At 70.2% G+C, this 17,290-nt stretch carries 20 protein-coding genes; 18 read left to right on the forward strand and 2 right to left on the reverse strand.

The features are described from left to right. Positions 1–70: 70 nt before the first annotated feature. From ACSBPG_RS13175 to ACSBPG_RS13245, 15 genes are all read left to right on the forward strand, one after another. The gene (locus tag ACSBPG_RS13175; protein ID WP_435537624.1) at positions 71–1,711 is read left to right on the forward strand and encodes a DNA primase family protein; all 1,641 of its coding nucleotides are present in this window, start codon (positions 71–73) and stop codon (positions 1,709–1,711) included. A 372-nt stretch (positions 1,712–2,083) separates the two neighbouring features. After that, the gene (locus tag ACSBPG_RS13180) at positions 2,084–2,509 is read left to right on the forward strand and encodes a hypothetical protein (RefSeq protein ID WP_435537625.1); all 426 of its coding nucleotides are present in this window, start codon (positions 2,084–2,086) and stop codon (positions 2,507–2,509) included. A 620-nt stretch (positions 2,510–3,129) separates the two neighbouring features. Continuing rightward, a complete protein-coding gene (locus ACSBPG_RS13185; protein ID WP_435537626.1) occupies positions 3,130–3,663 on the forward strand; it encodes a hypothetical protein in 534 nt (177 codons plus the stop codon). Next, complete coding sequence (locus tag ACSBPG_RS13190) at positions 3,656–5,773, forward strand: phage terminase large subunit family protein (protein WP_435537627.1); 2,118 nt, start codon at positions 3,656–3,658, stop codon at positions 5,771–5,773. The genes ACSBPG_RS13185 and ACSBPG_RS13190 overlap by 8 nt, the downstream gene beginning before the upstream one ends. Positions 5,774–5,775: 2 nt before the next feature. Further along, entirely contained in the window at positions 5,776–5,982 is a 207-nt protein-coding gene (locus ACSBPG_RS13195; RefSeq protein ID WP_435537628.1) for a hypothetical protein, read from the forward strand. After that, positions 5,979–7,616 (forward strand): phage portal protein, encoded by a 1,638-nt coding sequence (locus tag ACSBPG_RS13200; RefSeq protein ID WP_435537629.1) that lies wholly within the window; start codon positions 5,979–5,981, stop codon positions 7,614–7,616. The genes ACSBPG_RS13195 and ACSBPG_RS13200 overlap by 4 nt, the downstream gene beginning before the upstream one ends. Continuing rightward, positions 7,613–9,028 carry a S49 family peptidase gene (locus ACSBPG_RS13205; RefSeq protein ID WP_435537630.1) on the forward strand — a complete coding sequence of 472 codons (1,416 nt, stop codon included), beginning with the start codon at positions 7,613–7,615 and terminating at the stop codon, positions 9,026–9,028. Before ACSBPG_RS13200 ends, ACSBPG_RS13205 begins: the two co-directional genes overlap by 4 nt. 29 nt (positions 9,029–9,057) lie before the next feature. Beyond that, a complete protein-coding gene (locus ACSBPG_RS13210) occupies positions 9,058–9,609 on the forward strand; it encodes a cytoplasmic protein (protein ID WP_435537631.1) in 552 nt (183 codons plus the stop codon). A gap of 23 nt (positions 9,610–9,632) precedes the next feature. After that, positions 9,633–10,619 (forward strand): Mu-like prophage major head subunit gpT family protein, encoded by a 987-nt coding sequence (locus ACSBPG_RS13215; RefSeq protein WP_435537632.1) that lies wholly within the window; start codon positions 9,633–9,635, stop codon positions 10,617–10,619. A 14-nt stretch (positions 10,620–10,633) separates the two neighbouring features. Further along, positions 10,634–10,891 carry a hypothetical protein gene (locus tag ACSBPG_RS13220; protein ID WP_435537633.1) on the forward strand — a complete coding sequence of 86 codons (258 nt, stop codon included), beginning with the start codon at positions 10,634–10,636 and terminating at the stop codon, positions 10,889–10,891. Positions 10,892–10,893: 2 nt separating this feature from the next. Next, on the forward strand, positions 10,894–11,196 hold the full coding sequence (locus ACSBPG_RS13225) for a head-tail joining protein (protein ID WP_435537634.1): 303 nt from the start codon (positions 10,894–10,896) through the stop codon (positions 11,194–11,196). Continuing rightward, a complete protein-coding gene (locus ACSBPG_RS13230; protein ID WP_435537635.1) occupies positions 11,196–11,663 on the forward strand; it encodes a hypothetical protein in 468 nt (155 codons plus the stop codon). Before ACSBPG_RS13225 ends, ACSBPG_RS13230 begins: the two co-directional genes overlap by 1 nt. A gap of 199 nt (positions 11,664–11,862) precedes the next feature. Then, positions 11,863–13,014 carry a hypothetical protein gene (locus tag ACSBPG_RS13235; protein WP_435537636.1) on the forward strand — a complete coding sequence of 384 codons (1,152 nt, stop codon included), beginning with the start codon at positions 11,863–11,865 and terminating at the stop codon, positions 13,012–13,014. Between the two features lie 20 nt (positions 13,015–13,034). After that, complete coding sequence (locus tag ACSBPG_RS13240) at positions 13,035–13,709, forward strand: hypothetical protein (protein ID WP_435537637.1); 675 nt, start codon at positions 13,035–13,037, stop codon at positions 13,707–13,709. Positions 13,710–13,726: 17 nt separating this feature from the next. Further along, positions 13,727–13,915: a hypothetical protein gene (locus ACSBPG_RS13245; RefSeq protein ID WP_435537638.1), complete on the forward strand. Its 189-nt coding sequence runs from the start codon at positions 13,727–13,729 to the stop codon at positions 13,913–13,915. A gap of 169 nt (positions 13,916–14,084) precedes the next feature. Here the strand turns inward: ACSBPG_RS13245 and ACSBPG_RS13250 are convergent, their stop codons facing one another. Further along, entirely contained in the window at positions 14,085–14,357 is a 273-nt protein-coding gene (locus tag ACSBPG_RS13250) for a hypothetical protein (RefSeq protein WP_435537639.1), read from the reverse strand. Between the two features lie 31 nt (positions 14,358–14,388). Between ACSBPG_RS13250 and ACSBPG_RS13255 the strand changes: the two genes are divergently transcribed. After that, the gene (locus ACSBPG_RS13255; RefSeq protein WP_435537640.1) at positions 14,389–15,270 is read left to right on the forward strand and encodes a hypothetical protein; all 882 of its coding nucleotides are present in this window, start codon (positions 14,389–14,391) and stop codon (positions 15,268–15,270) included. Between the two features lie 10 nt (positions 15,271–15,280). Beyond that, entirely contained in the window at positions 15,281–16,075 is a 795-nt protein-coding gene (locus tag ACSBPG_RS13260; protein ID WP_435537655.1) for a phage antirepressor N-terminal domain-containing protein, read from the forward strand. Between the two features lie 24 nt (positions 16,076–16,099). On the opposite strand, the gene ACSBPG_RS13265 is transcribed toward ACSBPG_RS13260, so the two are convergent. Further along, the gene (locus tag ACSBPG_RS13265; RefSeq protein ID WP_435537641.1) at positions 16,100–16,501 is read right to left on the reverse strand and encodes a hypothetical protein; all 402 of its coding nucleotides are present in this window, start codon (positions 16,499–16,501) and stop codon (positions 16,100–16,102) included. Positions 16,502–16,617: 116 nt separating this feature from the next. On the opposite strand from ACSBPG_RS13265, the gene ACSBPG_RS13270 reads away from it, so the two are divergent. Further along, a complete protein-coding gene (locus tag ACSBPG_RS13270; RefSeq protein ID WP_435537642.1) occupies positions 16,618–17,283 on the forward strand; it encodes a DUF6441 family protein in 666 nt (221 codons plus the stop codon). The last annotated feature ends 7 nt before the right edge of the window (positions 17,284–17,290 follow it).

Genomic DNA, 17,290 nt, shown 5'->3' on the forward strand with positions numbered 1-17,290 from the left:
CCGGACCGGTCGCTCCTCCCCGCACCCCTCCTCTGTAGGGTGCCCACGATGATTTGCGCTGTGAGGTTGCATGTGTCCACTTGACCACGATTCCGGAGGGGCTGCCGCGCTCGACGAGCTGGCGGCAGCCATCGACGGCGCGGCCCTGGTGGATGTGCCCGCCGACGGGGGCGAAGGCGATGATCCGCCCCCGGGGCTTGGCGCGGCCGATCCGCTTGACCTCGCGCAGTACGAGCAGAACGACACCGGCAACGGACGGCGGCTGCGGGCGCGGTGGGGCGATGATCTGGTGTTCGTCGACCGGCGCGGATGGCTGTGCTGGGACGGGCGGCGCTTCTCCATGGAGATGGGCGAGGCTGGCTTGGTGCGGCGCTGCCACTGGACCCTGCGGCAGATGGCCGAGGAAATCGAGGCGCTGCGCAAGCTGGGACCGCCGGAGCCGTCCGAAGAGGAAATCGACGCGGCCGAGGCCGATCCGAAGTACGCGGCGAAGCTGCGCGACGAACGGATCAAGGCGTGGCACCGCGCCTTGGAGCGGTTCGAGACGTGGCGCCTGCGATCCGGCGACGCCGGGCACGTCAAGGCCATGGCGGAGATGGCACGGGCCTATGTGACCCGGCCGGCCCGGGCCATGGATGCCGACCCGTGGCTGCTGTGTGCGGGCAACGGAACGCTCGACCTGCGGCACCGGCCCGAGACGGCGGTGGGCATGGCGCTGCGGGCGCACCGCCGTGCCGATCTGATCACCCGGTTGGCCGGCGCCCGGTTCGACCCGGACGCGCGGGCGCCGACGTTCGACCGCTTCATCCGCCGCATTCTGCCTGACGATGCCGTGCGGAGCTTCGTGCAGAGGCTGTTGGGATACTGTCTCACCGGGTTGGTTTCCGAACAGATATTCGTGATCTTCTATGGCGTTGGGAAGAACGGCAAGTCCACGTTGGTGGACATCATTCGCGAAGTCTTCGGCGACTATGCGGCGACTGTGCCGGTTGGCGTGTTCCTTGACCAGGGACCGCGCAACGCCGACGGACCAAAGCCGACCCTGGCGAAGTTGCCGGGCATTCGGCTGGTGCTGATGGCGGAACCCGACAAGGGGTCTGCGCTCTCCGAAGGTCTCGTGAAGGAGGTCACGGGTGGCGAACCGATCGAAGCCCGCGACATGCACGAGAAGAGCTTCGAGTATCGACCGCAGTTCACGGCCATCATGAGCACCAACTACAAGCCCATCATCCGGGGGCAGGACATCGGCATCTGGCGTCGCGTGCTGCTGGTGCCGTTCGAGGTGGTCATTCCGCCGGGCGAGCGCGACCCGCTGCTGTTGGACAAGTTGCGCCAGGAGAAGGACGGCATTCTGTCGTGGCTGCTGGACGGGTTGTGGTTGTGGCACGAAGAGGGCCTTGACCCGCCGGACGCGATCCGCGCCGCGGTCGAGGAGTACCAGCGCGACAGCGATCCCATCGGCGAGTTCCTGGACGCCTGCACCCTGCCCTCACCCGGCGAGCGGGTCACGGCGCACGCCCTCTATCAGGCCTATTGCACCTGGTGCCAGGACAACGCCGTGGATGCGCTCAAGGCCAACGCCTTCGGCCGACGCATGCGCGACCGCGGCGCCCGCGTCCAGAAGTCCATGGGCATAAACCACTACGTCGGGTTGCGGCTGCAATCCCCGGCGACGGCTCCCGCCGGCGGTGCGGGAGAAGGGCTGATCTAGGGAGCAATCGGGCAAGAGGGAGCGGTCGTCGGACAATTCTCCCTGGGGTGCGGGGCGGAATTCCTGGCCTGAGGGAGGAGAGGGAGGACAGGGAGCAATTCGTTGCGGTCCATGTCATGTGCACATGCATGTGCGTGCGGGTGCGGTAGGTCGTCGGGTTGCTCCCTCTCCTCCCTCTCCTCCCTAAAGGGAGAACAATCAACGGGTTGTGGTGTGGTGGCTGGTGGTCTTTCAGGGAGAACTTGGGTGGCTAAGGGAGCTTTGGCTATGGACGGTGGCGGTACGATGGCGTCGGTCCGGGGGCGCGGGACGCGGCGGCAGCGGCGGGCACTGGAAGAGGCTGGCCCTGGCGGCGCGGGGTGGCTTGCGCTGATGGTGGCACGGGGCTATGCCGACGGGGCCATGGCCCGCGCGGCGGTGGACATCCGGCACGCCCAGATGGACGACGCGTCGGCGGCGGCCGGCTTGCGTGCGGTGGACCCCGGCCGCCTGGTGGTGGACGGCGGCCGGGTCGCGCAGTCGCTCCACCCGGCCGAGCTGCGGGGCGGATGGGTGGCGCTGGGCGGCGCGGCGCGGTCGCGCTGGGCGGCCTACGCCGGGGACCTGCGCGCCAGCGGCGCGATGCTGCGGGGGCGGCGGGCGACGCTGTATCTGGACGCCGTGCTGGTGCGGGTGCTGGTGGGTGGCGTCCGGCCACGGGCGCTGGACGCCGAGCTGGGCGTGCGGGATGGGCGCGTCGGCGACACGGTGCTGGCCGAGCTTCGCCGCTACGCCGAGCGCTACCACCTTGGGGCTTGACAGCGCGGGCACGTTTGTTCAATCGTCTTAGCCATTCTGAACAAGTGCGCCCGGCCGGGGGAGACCCCGGCCGGGCGTTTCGCGTTTACGACCCAGACACGATGCCTCCGATACCAAGGATGCCCTTTCTGAGGGCGTGGATGGGCGCGGCCGTTCGCGCTATGTTCTCCGTCCATGAGACCCGATCACTCCTATGGCCACTGTGCCTTGGAAACCCTGCGTCGCGAGGGGGTGACGCATCTGGAGATCTGGTGCGTCGCGCCGCGAGCGCTGCGTTGCGGTGCTTGGAAGAGGGTGGCTGTCGCCGAACTGCTGCGACAGCACGGGCCGGGCACGTCGTTGGTGATGCTGGCGCGACGTCTGCGATGTTCGCACTGTGGCCATCATGGTGCGCATGTCCAGCCCGCCGCCCCGCCGGCATTTGGCACGCCCGGCTATTGGGAGTGGCTCGACGGAGTGTTGCGGCGGGCTGCCGATCTGCTGCGCCTCCACGGCCGTCGCTGACTGCGCCCTCCCCCACCCCCGGCGGGTCCTTCCGGCTGACCCAGAGAATACGGGCAGCAGAGGCGTCTGTGCGTGGCAGTCGATAAGCTGTTGATTTGCCGCAACGTTGCGCAACGATGCAACCGGACGATCTGGCCAATCTGACCAACGCAGCGGCGGCGGTGGGTGTCAACAAATCCACCGTCAGCCGCTACCTGTCGCAGGGGGTGCTGGCGAACCACGGCGGCGAAGCGCGGCCGTTGGTGTCGGTGGCGGAGCTGCGCGCGCTTCGGGAGAAGGGGCTTGACCCGGCGAAGCGGCGGAGCGAAGCGCCGGCCCCGGTGCCGGCGTCGGCGGACTCCTCGCTGGCGGTGGAGCGCATCCGGAAGACGCGCGCGGAGGCGGACAAGGCGGAACTCGACCTGGCGGAGCGGCAGCGCACGCTGGTGGAACGGGGGCCGGTGGAAGACGCCGGCTTTGAAATCGGCGTCATGCTGCGGAACCTGCTGGCGCAGCGCGCGCCGGGGCTGGCGCAGAAGCTGGTCGGCGTTGTCGACCAGCGGGCGGCGGCGCTGATCGTGGAAGAGGCCGACCGCGCGCTTCTCGCCAAGCTGGACGAGATGGTGGCCAAGATCCTGACCGAGGCGGGAATCGGTGACGCCGTTGCGTGATCGGTTTCCCGGCCTGGCGGACGGCCGGGCGGTGCTGCTGGCCGGCCTGCGCCGGGGGGCCACGCCCCCGCCGCGCCTGACGGTGACGCAGTGGGCGGAAGAATACCGCTACGTCGGCCAGGAATCGGGATCGCCCTTCCCCGGCGAGTGGTCCGGCGACCTGGTGCCGTACCTGCGCGAGCTTCAGGACGAGCTGTCCTTCACCAGCCCGGCCACCGAGGTGGTGGCCAAGAAGTCGGCGCAGGTCGCCTTCACCGAGGCCGGAATCAACCTTGTGGGATCGATCATCCACACCGACCCCTCCCCCGTCCTGGTGCTGCTGCCGACCACCAACGAGGTCGAAAAGTACGCCAAGCTCAAGCTCGGCACCGCGGTGGAAGCCACGCCGGAGCTGGCGAAGCGCGTCCGGCCGCAGAAAAGCCGCGACGCCGACAGCTCCACGCAAGGCATGCTGCGGTTCGCCGGCGGCTTCGCCGTCATCGGGCACGCGTCGTCGTCGGCCCCTCTCCAGATGATGAGCTACCGCGTCATCGTCATGGAGGAGGTGTCGGAATACCCCTGGGACGCCGACGGCCGCGGCGACCCGGTGGAACAGGCCTACGCCCGCACGAACGCATGGCGGGAGACCCGCGGCGCGAAGATCTTCTACAACTCGACCCCCGGAATCGACGGCCTGTGCCGCATCACGGCGAAGTTCGACGCCTCCGACCAGCGCCGCTACTACGTGCCGTGTCCACACTGCGGCGCCTACCAGGTGCTGCGCTGGGACCGGCTGAAGTGGAACGACGCAGCCCCCTACCGGGCTCATTTCGTGTGCCAGGGGGCCGATTGCGGCTGCCTGATCGAACACCGGCACAAGGAAGCCATGCTGGCGGCCGGCCGGTGGATCAAGAGCTATCCCGGCGGCGAGGGCAACCCGGCCCCGCCGCCGGTGTTCGCCGCCGCCGACCTCGACCGCTGGACGGCGCGCGGCGCAGGCGGCCGCCAGCCGGGCTTCGCCATCTGGCAGGCCTACAGCCCCTTCAACACCTGGGACGGCATCGTCAAGGCCTTCCTCACCGCCAAGGACGGCGGTCCGGAGAAGATGAAGGTCTTCACGATGCAGGTGCTGGGTGAGCCGTGGAAGGAAACCACGGACGCGCCGGACGCGGAAAAGCTGCTGGAACGCCGCATCCCCTTCGCGTCGCGGCGCCTCCCCGTCGGCGCGCTGGTGCTGACGGGCTTCGTCGACGTCCAGGGCGACCGTCTGCGTTGGGGCGTCTACGCCTGGGGCGCCGGCCTGCCCGGCGTGCCGACCGGCTGGCGGATCGATGGCGGCACCATCCCCGGCGACCCCGAAGGGGACGAGGTGTGGAGCCGGCTGGAATCGATCCTGCCCCGCCGCTACGCCGACCAGCGCGGGGCCCTGTGGGGCGTGGAAGCCTGGGGGGTCGACACCGGCTACCTCTCCCACCGGGTCTATCTGTTCTGCCGCCGCCGGGCCGGCGTGTTCGCCTGCGACGGCCGCGGTGGCGAGGGCCGGCGCGCCTGGCTGATGCCGGCGATGGGGAGCCCGGTCAAGGTGGACGTAGACTGGCGCGGCCAGCGCATCAAGGGCGGCTGCCTGCTGTGGCCGCTCGGCACATGGCCACTGAAGTCCCAACATTTCAGCGCCCTGCGCCGCATGCTGCGCGGCCCGGCGGCCGACGGCACGCTGCGGCCCGGCGGCCTGTACTACAACGAGGATGCCGACCTCACGCTGCTGAAGGAAGCGACGGCGGAATCTCTGAAGCGCGGCGAGCGCCAGGGCCGGCCCTACCAGTGGTGGGAACAGCACGGCCCCAACGAAGAGCTGGACATCGCCGTCGGTTCCCGCGCGCTCGCCTACTACCTCGGCTGCGACACCATGTCCGCCGAGCAGTGGCAGGCCCTGGCGGCGCAGCGTGCCGCGGTGCCCATCGGACAGACCACCCTGTTCGACCTGCCGCTTGCCCCGCCGCCGGCCCCGCCCATCGCCTCGGCCGTTCCGTCCGATCCGGATGGGGAGCCCGCAGCCCCACCCCTGTCCGCAGCACCCCCGCCGCCGGTGGCGCCGGCCGGCCGGCGCGTGCGCTCCGAAGGTCTGAGGTGACCATGTCCGAGAGCTACCAGACGCAGCTTGACCGTGTGCAGGCGGCCATCGCCGCCGTGGAAGACGGCGGCCAGGACGTCACGTACGACGGCCGCCGCATCACCATGGCCGACCTCAACGCCCTGTACCGGCGCGAAACGGCCTTGCGCCGCGCCGTAGAGCGCGAATCGCGCGGCGGGATCGGCGTCCGCTTCGGGGTGCCGGAATGAGCGGGCTCAAGCTGCCGCCGCCGAACGCCCTGGACCGCGTCATCGGCTACGTGTCGCCGGCTGCCCTGGCGCGTCGCATGCAGGCGCGGGCGACGCTGGCGGCGCTGGGACAGGGCGGCTTCACCGGCGCCCGCCGCGACCGGCGGCAGACGCTGACCATGGGCGGGACCGGCGCGTCGGCCGATGCCGACTTGCTGCCGGACCTGCCCACCCTGCGCGAGCGGTCGCGCTGGCTCTACCAGAACGCGCCGCTGGCCACCGGCGCCATCAACACCGTGGTCACCAACGTCGTCGGCCCCGGCCTCACCGTCCGGCCGCAGATCGACCGCGAAGTGCTGGGCTTGTCTGAGGAAGAGGCGGACGCCTGGGAGCGCAAGGCCGGGCGGTGGTTCCGCCTGTGGGCGGCTTCCAAGGAAAGCGATGTGGCGCGCACGCACAATTTCGCGGCGCAGCAGGACATCGTCTTTCGCGGCGCCCTGCTGAACGGCGACCATTTCGTGCTGCCGCGCTTCGTGGAGCGGCCGGGATCGCCGTTCGGGTTCCGGACGCAGCTCGTGGAAGGCGACCGCGTGTGCAACCCCTCCGGCGTGCGCGACGGCGCACCGGTCGGCGACGGCCGGTGGCTGAACGGCGGTGTCGAGATCGACCGCGACGGCGCGCCGCTGGCCTACCAGTTCGCGAGCGGCCACGCGGCCGAGCTGGCGCTCGGCGGGCGCACGTGGTCGCGGGTCCCGGCCTTCCTGCCGTCGGGCCGCCGCCGGGTGCTGCACGTGCTGGCGCCGGACCGCGCCGGGTCCACCCGCGGCGTTCCATACCTCGCCGCGGTGATCGAAAGCCTGAACCTGCTGGACCGCTACCGCGACGCCGAACAGATGGCGGCGGCGGTGTCGGCGCTGTTCACCGTGTTCGTCAAGACGGACGGCGGGGCGTCCTCGCCGCTGGCGCAGGAGGCGGCCGGCGCCGCACCGAAGAAGGCCGGAGGCTCGGCCGATTTCCGGTTGGGAGCGGGTGCGATCCTTGACCTCAACCCGAACGAGAGTGTCGAAGTCGCCAATCCGGGCCGCCCCAACGCAGCCTTCGACCCCTTCGTTCTGGCGATCCTGCGGCAGATCGGCGTGGCGCTGGAACTGCCCTACGAGCTGCTGGTGAAGCACTTCACCGCCAGTTACAGCGCCGCACGGGCGGCGATCCTGGAAGCCTGGAAGTTCTTCCGGAAGCGCCGGGCGTGGCTGGCCGCGGAATTCTGCCAGCCGGTCTATGCCGAGGTGATCGGCGAGTGCGTGGCGCGCGGCTGGCTGGCGGCGCCGGGCTTCTTCGCCGACCCGTTCATCTGCGCGGCGTGGCTTGGCGCGGAGTGGGATGGCCCGTCGCCTGGCCAGATCGATCCGAAGAAGGAGGCCGACGCCGCGGTCATCATGACCGAGCACGGCTGGAAGACGGACGCCGAGGTGACCGCCGAACTGACCGGCGGCAGCTTCGAGCGCAAGCACCCGCAACGCCTGAAGGAAGCGGCGATGCAGCGCCGGGTGCGCGAGGCCGGCGGCCCGGTGCCGGGGGCCGCCCCGGCGGCGGCCGACGAACCGGCCCCGGAGGATGCTGCGGCCGACCGGCCGGAACGGGAGGACATGCCATGACGACGGCCTTCGCCGCCGCGGCCGGGGTGCCGTGGGCGATCTACGAACCGGCGCTGCACACGCTGTTGGAGATCGCCGACCGGCACCCGGTCACACCGGAGGTGCTGGCGGCGTGGAAGCGCGGCGAGGTGGAGCCGTGGATGCAGCCGGCGGCCGTGGCCACGCGCACCGGCCCGGCCCTGGACGGGACGCGGTCGGTGCAGATGCGCGACGGCGTGGCGGTGGTGCCGGTGCACGGCCCCATTTTCCGCTATGCCAACCTGATGACCCGGCTGTCGGGGGCAACCTCGCTGGCCCTGCTGGCGCAGGACTTCGCGGCGGCGGTGGAGAGCCGCGACGTTCGGGCGATCCTGCTGGACGTCAACAGCCCGGGCGGCGAGGTCGCGGGAATCGCGGAGTTCGCCGCGCAGGTGCGCGCGGCGGCCGGCGTCAAGCCGGTGGCGGCCTACGTCGACCACATGGCGGCCTCGGCCGGCTATTGGATCGCGGCGGCGGCGCCGGACATGGCGGTGGCCTCGCAATCCGTCTTGGGGTCCATCGGCGTCGTCAGCACGCACCTTGACCAGCGCGAGCGCGAGGCCAAGGCCGGCGTGCGGCGGATCGAGATCGTCTCCAGCCAATCCCCGTGGAAGCGCACCGACCCGACCACGGACGAAGGACGCGAGCGCCTGCAAGCCCTGGTGGACCGGCTGGCCGCGGGCTTCGTGGCCGCCGTCGCGGGCTTCCGCGCCGTGTCCGAGGAGAAGGTGCTTCAGGACTTCGGGCAGGGCGGCTTGCTCGTGGGCGCCGACGCCGTGGCGGCCGGGATGGCCGCCCGGGTGTCGAGCTTTGAAGAGGTGCTCGCCGTCCTGGCGGGCCGAACCCGGAGCGGTGCAGTCCGCTCCTCATCCAGGGAGACCAGAACCATGGCGGAGACCACCAGGGACGAAGCCGGCGTCCAGCCGGCGCCGATCACCGCGGACATCATCCGCGAGAAGCACCCGGACATCGCCGCGGCGTTCCGCGCCGAAGGCGCCGAACGGGAGCGGGCCCGCATTCTCGGCATCGAGGCGCAGGCGCTGCCCGGCCATGAGGCCCTGATCGCCGGCCTGAAGGCCGACGGGACGACGACGCCGGAACAGGCGGCCGTCAAGGTGCTCGCGGCGGAGCGGCAGAAGGGGGCCGACCAGCTTCGCATGCGCCGTGACGACGAACGGGCGACGGAGGGCACCGGCCCGATGGCGGACGCGACGCAGGCGCCGCCGCGGTCCGGGAGCGGCAAGCCCGCGAACCCGCTGGTGGACGACGGCCGCCCGCTGGAAGAGCGGGCCAAGGCGGCGTGGGGCGCCGATGCCGAGCTGCGCGGCGAGTTCAAGAGCTTCGCCACGTACCTCGGCTTCCTGACGGTGCAGGCGCAGGCGTCCCGCCGCTGATCGCAACCGGTTAACAGGGGAACCCCGACATGACCACCCTCACCGCCGACCAGCCCCGGACCTATCTCCAGGGCGACATCAACGACCTGCCGGTGATCGCCACCGACATCATCTACCAGGGGGCCGCCGTCGGCGACAACGGCTCCGGCTACGCCCGGCCGTTGCAGGCCGGCGACCCCTTCCGCGGCTTCGCGGAAACGCAGGTGGACAACGCCTCCGGCTCCGCCGGCGACAAGCACGTGCGGGTCAGGACGCGCGGCCTGATCCGGCTCGCCATCTCCTCCCTGGCGATCACCGACGTCGGCAAGGACGTCTACGCCTCCGACGACAACACCTTCACGCTGACGCAGGGGAGCAACACGCGCATCGGCCACGTGACGGCGTGGATGTCCACCGGCGTCGGCGTCGTCGCCTTCGAGGCGGCGCACGGCTTGGTGGCCGAGCTGACGGACAATTCCGGCGGCACGCCGGCCGACACCATCGCCGTCATCGGCGGCACCTACAGCCAGAGCGAGGTCGCGAACGCTATCGCGTCGCTGGCGGCCAAGATCAACAACGTCATCCGCCGTCTCGGCAACTGACGCGACGAAGGAGTATCCCCGACATGACCGCTCCGATCATCACCGAGCGCGCGGTGCTCGGCATGTTCTACGAGTCCCTGATGCAGTCGACCGGCACCGCGTGGGTCGATGCGATTTCGACGCCGGCGATCCGCTCCGACCAGGACAGCGAGACGTATCCGTGGCTGGGCATGGTGCCGCAACTCCGCGAGCGCCGCGGTCCCAAGCAGTTCGACCAGCTCCGCACCACCACGTGGGCGGTCGCGAACGTGCCCTACCAGGGCGGCGTCAGCATCCCGAAGCACTTCATCCTGTACGACAAGACGGATCAGGTGCGCATGCGCATCGACGACGTGGCCACGCGCGCGAAGGCGCACTGGGCGTCGCTGGTGGCGCCGCTGGTGCTGAACGGCGCGTCGTCGGTGTGCTACGACGGCCAGTATTTTTTCGACACCGACCACGCCGAGGGCGACAGCGGGGCGCAGTCGAATTCCATCGCCGCCGACATCTCCACCTATCCCGTCAGCGTGCACGGGTCGACGACGGAGCCTTCGGCGGGCGAGATGGTGCACGCCATCATGGCCGGCATTCAGCAGATGATCGCCTTCAAGGACGACAAGGGGGAGTTCTGCAACGAGGGCCAGACCGAGTTCCTGGTGCTCACCGGTCACACGCTGATGAAGAACTCGGTGGCGGCCCTGCGGGCGCGCGCGATCGACGGCGGCGACACCAACATCCTGGTGGAGCAGGACAGCTTCCGGTTCCGCGTGGAGGCCACGCCGCGGCTGGGGGCCTGGACCAACAAGTTCGCCATCTTCGCCCTGGGTGGCAACCAGAAGCCCATCATCCGCCAGCAGCGCGTGCCGAACAACCCCGGCACCGGCTACGACGTCGACGGCATGCTGTTCTGGACCCTCTGGCTCGAGAGCGAGCACTGCAAGAAGAAGGACGAGGTCCTGGTGTCGGTGGAAACCGAGCGGGCCGCCGCCTACGGCGACTGGAAGAAGGCCTGCCTGGTCACCCTGACCTGACGGAGGGACGGTCCATGAAGCGCTATCAGGTCGCGGGCGCGGTGGCCCGCTTCGCGCCGGGGTTCGTCCTGGCGCTGTCCCCGGAACAGGCGGCGGCGCGCGCCACCTGCCTGCACCGCGTCGACGAGGACGGGGACCTCTACGAGGTGACCGGCCGCGTCGAGTTCAAGCGCGGCGAGGTGCTGGGCGTGGCGCACGGCGAGATCGGCAAGGACGTGCTGGCCGAGCTGCGCGAGCCGCGCGCCCGCGGCAAGGCCGGCGGGGCGGGCTGACGGTGTCCGTCTTCTCCGCGGCGCTGGACCGGGTGTTCGCCTCGCGCCTGGCGATTGCGGCGACCGTCGTCCGTGATGGCGAGGCGGCGGTGCCCTGCCGCGTCATGTGGAGGGCACCGGACCGCGACTGGTCGGGTGCCGGTGCCGGAGCGACCGCCGCCGCCCGCATTGCCGAGCTGCGGGTGTCGGAGGTGCCGGACCTGGCCGAAGGAGACCAGCTTACGGTGCGCGGCGTCACCCACACCGTGCAGAAGGCCAGTCACCCCGACGCCGACCGGCTGCTGTGGCGGGTGGAGCTTTCCTGATGCCGGCCAGCATCCAAGAACAAGTGATCGCCGCCGTCGAGACCAAGCTCGGCACGGTTGTGGCCCCCAACGTGCCCGGCACCATCACGGTCTTCCGCGGCCGGCGGAAGGAGGTGCCGGAGGGCAAGCGGCCGGCGTTGGCGTTCCGGGTGACCGGTGGCAACCCTCCGTCGGAACAGCTCGCCGCCGGGGTGGTGCGCAACCTGCTGGTGGTGCGCATCGAAGGCCTCACCGACGACACTTCGGACACCGGCTTGGACCGGCTGCTTACCGACCTTGCGGCGGCGGTGCAGGCGGCGTTCGAAACGGATTGGACGCTCGGCGGGCTGGCGGTGGACTGCACCCCGATCGCGATGGACCGGGATGCGGCCGACGACGAAGGCATCGGCGGGGTGGGCGCCATTCTCGCGGAATACCTCGTCGAGTTCTGGACGAAACCGGGCGACCCCTACGCGCTCGCCCCCTGACCAACCTGAGAGAGAGGGCCCGATGAACGACACCCCGCCGGACGGTGGGCGCATGGCCGTGACTGTGCGCAAGGCCGTCTCAACCGTGATCCACGCGCCGGGACCGCCTTCTCCCGAACAAGCCCCTCCCAATCGCAAGCCGCGCCGCGGCGCGGCCGGCGACGCGCCCGTCACTTCCCCCGAAGAGGAGTAAAGGCCCATGGCCATGCGCACGCGCAACGCCCTGGTGGCGGTCAAGATCGAGTCGAGCGAAGGCGTCTACGCCTCGCCGTCGGCTGCGACCGACGCCGTCCTGGTGGAGAACCCGCGCCCGACCCCGCGGCCCAACCAGATCGAGACGAACGAGGTCACCGGATCGCTCGACCCGTTCGAAGACCTCGTCGCCGGCATGATGTTCGACCTGACGTTCGACAGCTTCCTGAAGGGCAGCGGCACGCCCGGGACGGCTGCGGAGTGGGGCAACCTATGGAAGGCCACCGGCGGTGCGGAGGTGATCACCGCGTCGGCGGTGCCGGCGTCGGCGGAAGCGGCGTCGGCGGGCAGCGGAACGACGCTGACCCTCGGCTCGTCCGCCGCGGGCACCGCGCAGATCTACCGGTACATGCCGCTGCTGCTGGGGACGAACCCGGCGGGCGGCGCCACGACGTTCGTGACCGACTACACGTCGGGGAAGGTGGCGACGCTCGCCGACAGTTTCGATCCGGCGCTCGACAACACCACCACGTACCAGATCCCGGTGAACGTCCTCTACCTGCCGGCGTCGGATGACATCCCGTCGGTGTCCATGGACGTGTACATGGACGGCATCAAGTATGCGATGGCCGGCTGCCGCGGGCGGCGGTCGCTGCGCCTCGAGGCGAACGGGGTCGGTCGCTTCTCCTGGACCTTCAGCGGCGTGTTCGTCTCCAAGACGGACGTGGCGGTGCCCACGGGCGTGTTCGACGCGACCCGTCCGCCGGTGTGGAAGGGCGGCGTCTTCACGTGGGACCGCAAGCCGGCCGCGCTGAAGACGCTGACGTTCGAGGACGGCGGCCAGGTGACGATGCCCGACAACCCGAATTCGGAAGAGGGCTACGACCCGGCCGTGATCACGGGGCGCAAGTGGACCGGGTCCATGGACCCGCTGATGACGCTCGTGGCCACCCGCAACGTGCTGGCCGACGTGCGTGCCGGCACCAACCGCATCCTGCACGCCCGGCTCGGCACCGCGGCCGGCAACCGGATCGGCATCACGGCGGCGCAGACCAAGCCGCTGAACGAGACCCCGGGCGACCGCAGCGGCCTGCTGACCGGCGAAGTGCCGCTGCAGTACGTGGGCCAGGATTCCGGTCTCGGCATCTGCATCTTCTGACACGAGGACGAGGACCGACCATGACGACGTTGCCGGCCAGCACGAAGGCCGTGGGCCGCCACACCCCGGTGGAGGACGGCCCCACCTATCTCTACCGCGTCCCGTCCTATCTGGAACGGGCCGCGTTCCGCCGGGCCATGCGCAAGGCCGGGGCGGACTACCCCGGTGACCGCGAACTCTACCGCGCGTTGCGCGACGATCTGCGCATCATCGCCCCCGTCAACCTCGACACCCTGCTGGCGGCGGTCGACGAGGCCGAGGCGGCCACGGTCGCCGACATGGACCCGGATGCGCTGGTGCGCCTGGGGGACATCGCGCGGTTGGCGCGCTCGCTGGGTGCCCGCTACGCGGCGGTGGAGGCGGAACGGGCGTATTGGTTCGAACTCGTCCCCTACTTCGCCTGCCAGCACTTCCTGATCGGCTGGGAGGGGCGTCCGGAGCCGTTCGTGCGCGAGCACGGGCTCACCAGCGACGCCACGCTGGCCGTGCTGGGCGAGGGCGGCATCAAGTCTCTGGGCTACAAGATCGTGTCGGAGATGACGGTCGACGAGGCCGCCGCGGGAAACTCCGCATCGCCGTCGCCGTCGCCTTCGAGCCGGCGGCCTTCGACGCCGCGCTCGAAGAGCTTGCCGCAGGCGCCGGCGGATGGGACATCTGCGGCACCGTCCACCACACCAACCCCGCCCGCCTCCTGACGGAAGGCGACTACGAGATGCTGCACCTGTGGCGGGCCTACCGGCCGGCGCCTGGGCGCGTGGGCGGCATGGCGTCCGGGATCGTCCCGGTGACCGGCCATCTTCCGGAAGCCGGCGGTTGGGGCGACCAGGCCGCCGTCATGATGGACGCGTTCGCCATCATGGACGCGGCCGACGCCGACTTGCGGCGGGACGCGGTGGCGTGATGCCGCAGGTCAGCGAAACACCATTGCACCACGGAGGTGACCATGAGCACAGCGAACACGCCCGGCGGCGCGCCGGGGACTGCCGTTGCGGCGAGCGAGCGGCATTCCCCCCAACCGCGCGGTCCCGCTCGGCCGGGCTTTCATCTGGTCGGGGACGCCGGACCAGAACTCACCCGTTCGTCACCTCTTGGACGCGCTGGAGAACGAGCCGCATAAGCCTGTCCATGGCTGCGGTTGTCGCCTCAGCGAGCTGTTCGAACTCGGCTTGGTCCATTTCCGGTCCCGGCCGTGACCGCGACATCAGGACGGCGGCACGTTCGCCGGCAGCCACCGCGTTCTGTACGGGATCGGAAGCTGTCAGGCACTGCTGTGCGAGGATCTGTTCCAGCAGGAACTCAATCGCGTTGAGGCGACCTTCCAGACGTGCAACGTACGGGTCCATTTCGTCCTCCGTGAATGTCCGTCCGGAGACAATGACCCCTGGGTGGAACAGAGTCGAATCCAAATCACGCGTCGGGGGCAGGTTTCGGCCTCACCCCGCCGTCCGGCGTAAACTCGACGCCAGCCTCTTCGAGGGCCTGTCGGATGACGACAAGCGTTCCGCGGTAAGGGGTTGTCTTTTCGTTCTCGAAATTTCGGATGGTGACGATGCTGATTCCGCACAGGGCGGCAAGATCCTGCTGGGTCAGTCCGACGAGAGCCCGACCAGCTCGGCATTGTGCGGCGTTCATCATGGCGAGATGGTAGGAGAGACGCCATTTCCGGTCAACTCTGTCGAAAAACGATTGACCTCCTCTGTCCAATATGGCGAAACTCTTTCTAAATTGGACAGCATGGAGCATGTCATGCGCGACGTTTCCAACCTATCCCGCCGTGCGCTGCTGGCCGCGTCGGCGGCTGCCGCCCCCGTTCTGGCCGTCACGGCGCTGCCGGCGGCAGCCAGCCTGCACGATCCGATCCCCGGCCTGTACCGTCGATACGTGGAGGTTCGGCGAGCCCGTGCCGTGGTCGAGGACTTGATTGAGACAACCCTCGGGCGTCTCGAACGGCGGTGGGGGGCTGTCCCGAAAGGCCGGTTGATGGATGCCCACTATGGGCACGATCCCGAATTCGGCGATCTGCTGGCCGCAATCAGAATGGCCGACCAGCTCGACGACGACGAGGTCAGCCTGACCAGGGCCCTGTTGGCCGTCGAGGCCGCGACTATGGATGGTGCGCTGTGCAAGATGCGCCTCACCATGGACCTGAAGCGCGCCGCTGCGAAGTCAGCGACGTCCTACGACGAGCAGGCGGCTTGGTCGGTGCTCCAGGATGCCGCCCGTCTGCTCGGGCCTCTGGTACGGGCGGAGGTGTGAGATGTCGATGATGTTGGAAGCGGTGCCGTTCCCCCCGACCGGCGACACGCTGTGGGCGCGGAGCGACTCGGACGGGCGCGTGTTCGTGGCGGTGCGGCCGATCTGTGAAGCGATTGGCCTTGACTGGCATTCGCAGCGGCAGCGCATTCACCGCACGCCGTCGCTTGCGGAAGGTGAGGTTATGATAACCGCGCCTTCTGGGGGCGGGATGCAGCGAACTCTCTGCCTCCCCCTCGACCTGATCCCCGGCTGGCTGTTCGGGGCGGACGTCAACCGGGTGAAGCCGGAGTTGAAGGAGCGGCTGATCGCCTATCAGCGCGAGTGCCACCGGGTGCTGTTCGAGCACTTCAAGGGCGCGCTCCACAGTGCGGCGGCGGTGGCGGCCGTCGCCGAGGCGACGCCGGTGGAGCCGGCGGCGGAGGACGAGCCGTCCGGGCTGGTGGGAACGGAGCGCAGCCTGCGGCTGTGGCTGGACATCATCAATCAGGCGCGGATGCTGCAGGGCCCCAAGGCGGCGATCCGCCTGTGGGGCGCGTCGCCGCTGCCGCCGCTGGACGGTCCGCCGGAGGAGCGCGGGCCGGACGCGGTCACGGCGTTCCTTGAGTCGTGCACGGCGGCGGCGGACCCGCAGGCGCGCCTGCCGGCGGAGGAGCTGTGGAGCGCCTACCTGCTGTGGTGCGGCCGGACCGCGGCCGACCCGGTGACGCAGAACGCCTTCGGCCGGGTGCTGCGCCAGCGGGCCCGGTGGCTGAAGTCGAACGGCCGCATCGTCTATCTGGGCATCCGCCTCGTGGCGGGCGGCTGAGGCCAGACGGTGCCCGCTTCCGTGTCACGCTCGCTTCAGCCAGTCCGGGTCCATGCGGGCCTCTGTGCCGGCGAACTGCACGATGACGAAGCCGTCGTCTTCGGTCCGGATGACCACGCCCTCGCCGCGCACGGGATGGGACACCAAGTCGTTCGGCCGCAAACGTGCGGCCTTGCCGTCGTGCTCGTCGGCCTTCATCGGCGCTTTGGGCGGTGCCGGCCAGTTGGTGACGGTCACGGCCATAGCCGGCTTGGCCGCCAGCTTTTCCAGCGCGCGGGCGCAAACGTACGGCGTGACGATGATGAACAGCGCCATGGCCGCCGCGGCCGCCTGCTGCGGCGCGCTCTGCGCCGCCTGCATGTCCGCGACGAAGCCGAACGTCCCCAGGACGCAGGCGACAAACACGCATCCCCAGACGAACTTCATGTGCTTCCCCTTTCCCCGATGGAACGTCCCATCCGATGGTGCAGCACCGGGCGTGTGCTGTCCAATCGGATGGTTGAAGGGGAAGCCGAATTCGCAACTCCGTGCCGGATGACGCCGTGGTGCTGATCGTCGGCCGGATCGACGGGGACCTACGGGCGGTGCTGGACGACCGCCTTTCGGAGATCGCCGACGCCGCGCGCGCCGCGGTTTCAGGCGTCGCCGCGGAGTTGCAGGCGGATCTGCGGGCGCAGGTGCGCGCGGCCGGGTTGGGCGAAGGGCTGGAAAAGGCGTGGCGGTTGGAGGTGTACCCCAAGGCGCGGCGTCGCAGTTTCCGCCCGGCCAGCCTTGTCTATTCCAACGCGACGCGGCTGCACGCCGCCTTCGACGCCGGGCCGGCGATCCGGGCCAAGAACGCTTCATGGCTGGCCATTCCGCTGCCGGCGGCGGTGGCCGCCGGGCTGGATCGGCAGTGGGGGCGCCGCGACAACGCGCATTCGCGCTGGCGCGCCAAGGCGAAGTGGTCGGCGATCCAGGCAGCGGAAGAACGGTTCGGGGGCCTGCGCTTCGTGCCGATCAACGGCAACCGCCGGGCGCTGCTGGTGGCGGACGGCAAGGCGCGCGGCGATCGCCTGGCCCGCGGTGGCGTCGGGCGCGCCACGTCCATTCCCCTCTTCCTGCTGGTGCGGCAGACGAAGCTGCCGAAACGGCTCGACCTCGACGGCGCGGCGAGCCGCGCCGAACAGCGGCTGGCCTCCCGCCTTTCCAAGATCCTGCCTCGGTGACGGTGAT

Source organism: Azospirillum sp. ST 5-10 (assembly GCF_051225715.1).
GTDB lineage: Bacteria > Pseudomonadota > Alphaproteobacteria > Azospirillales > Azospirillaceae > Azospirillum.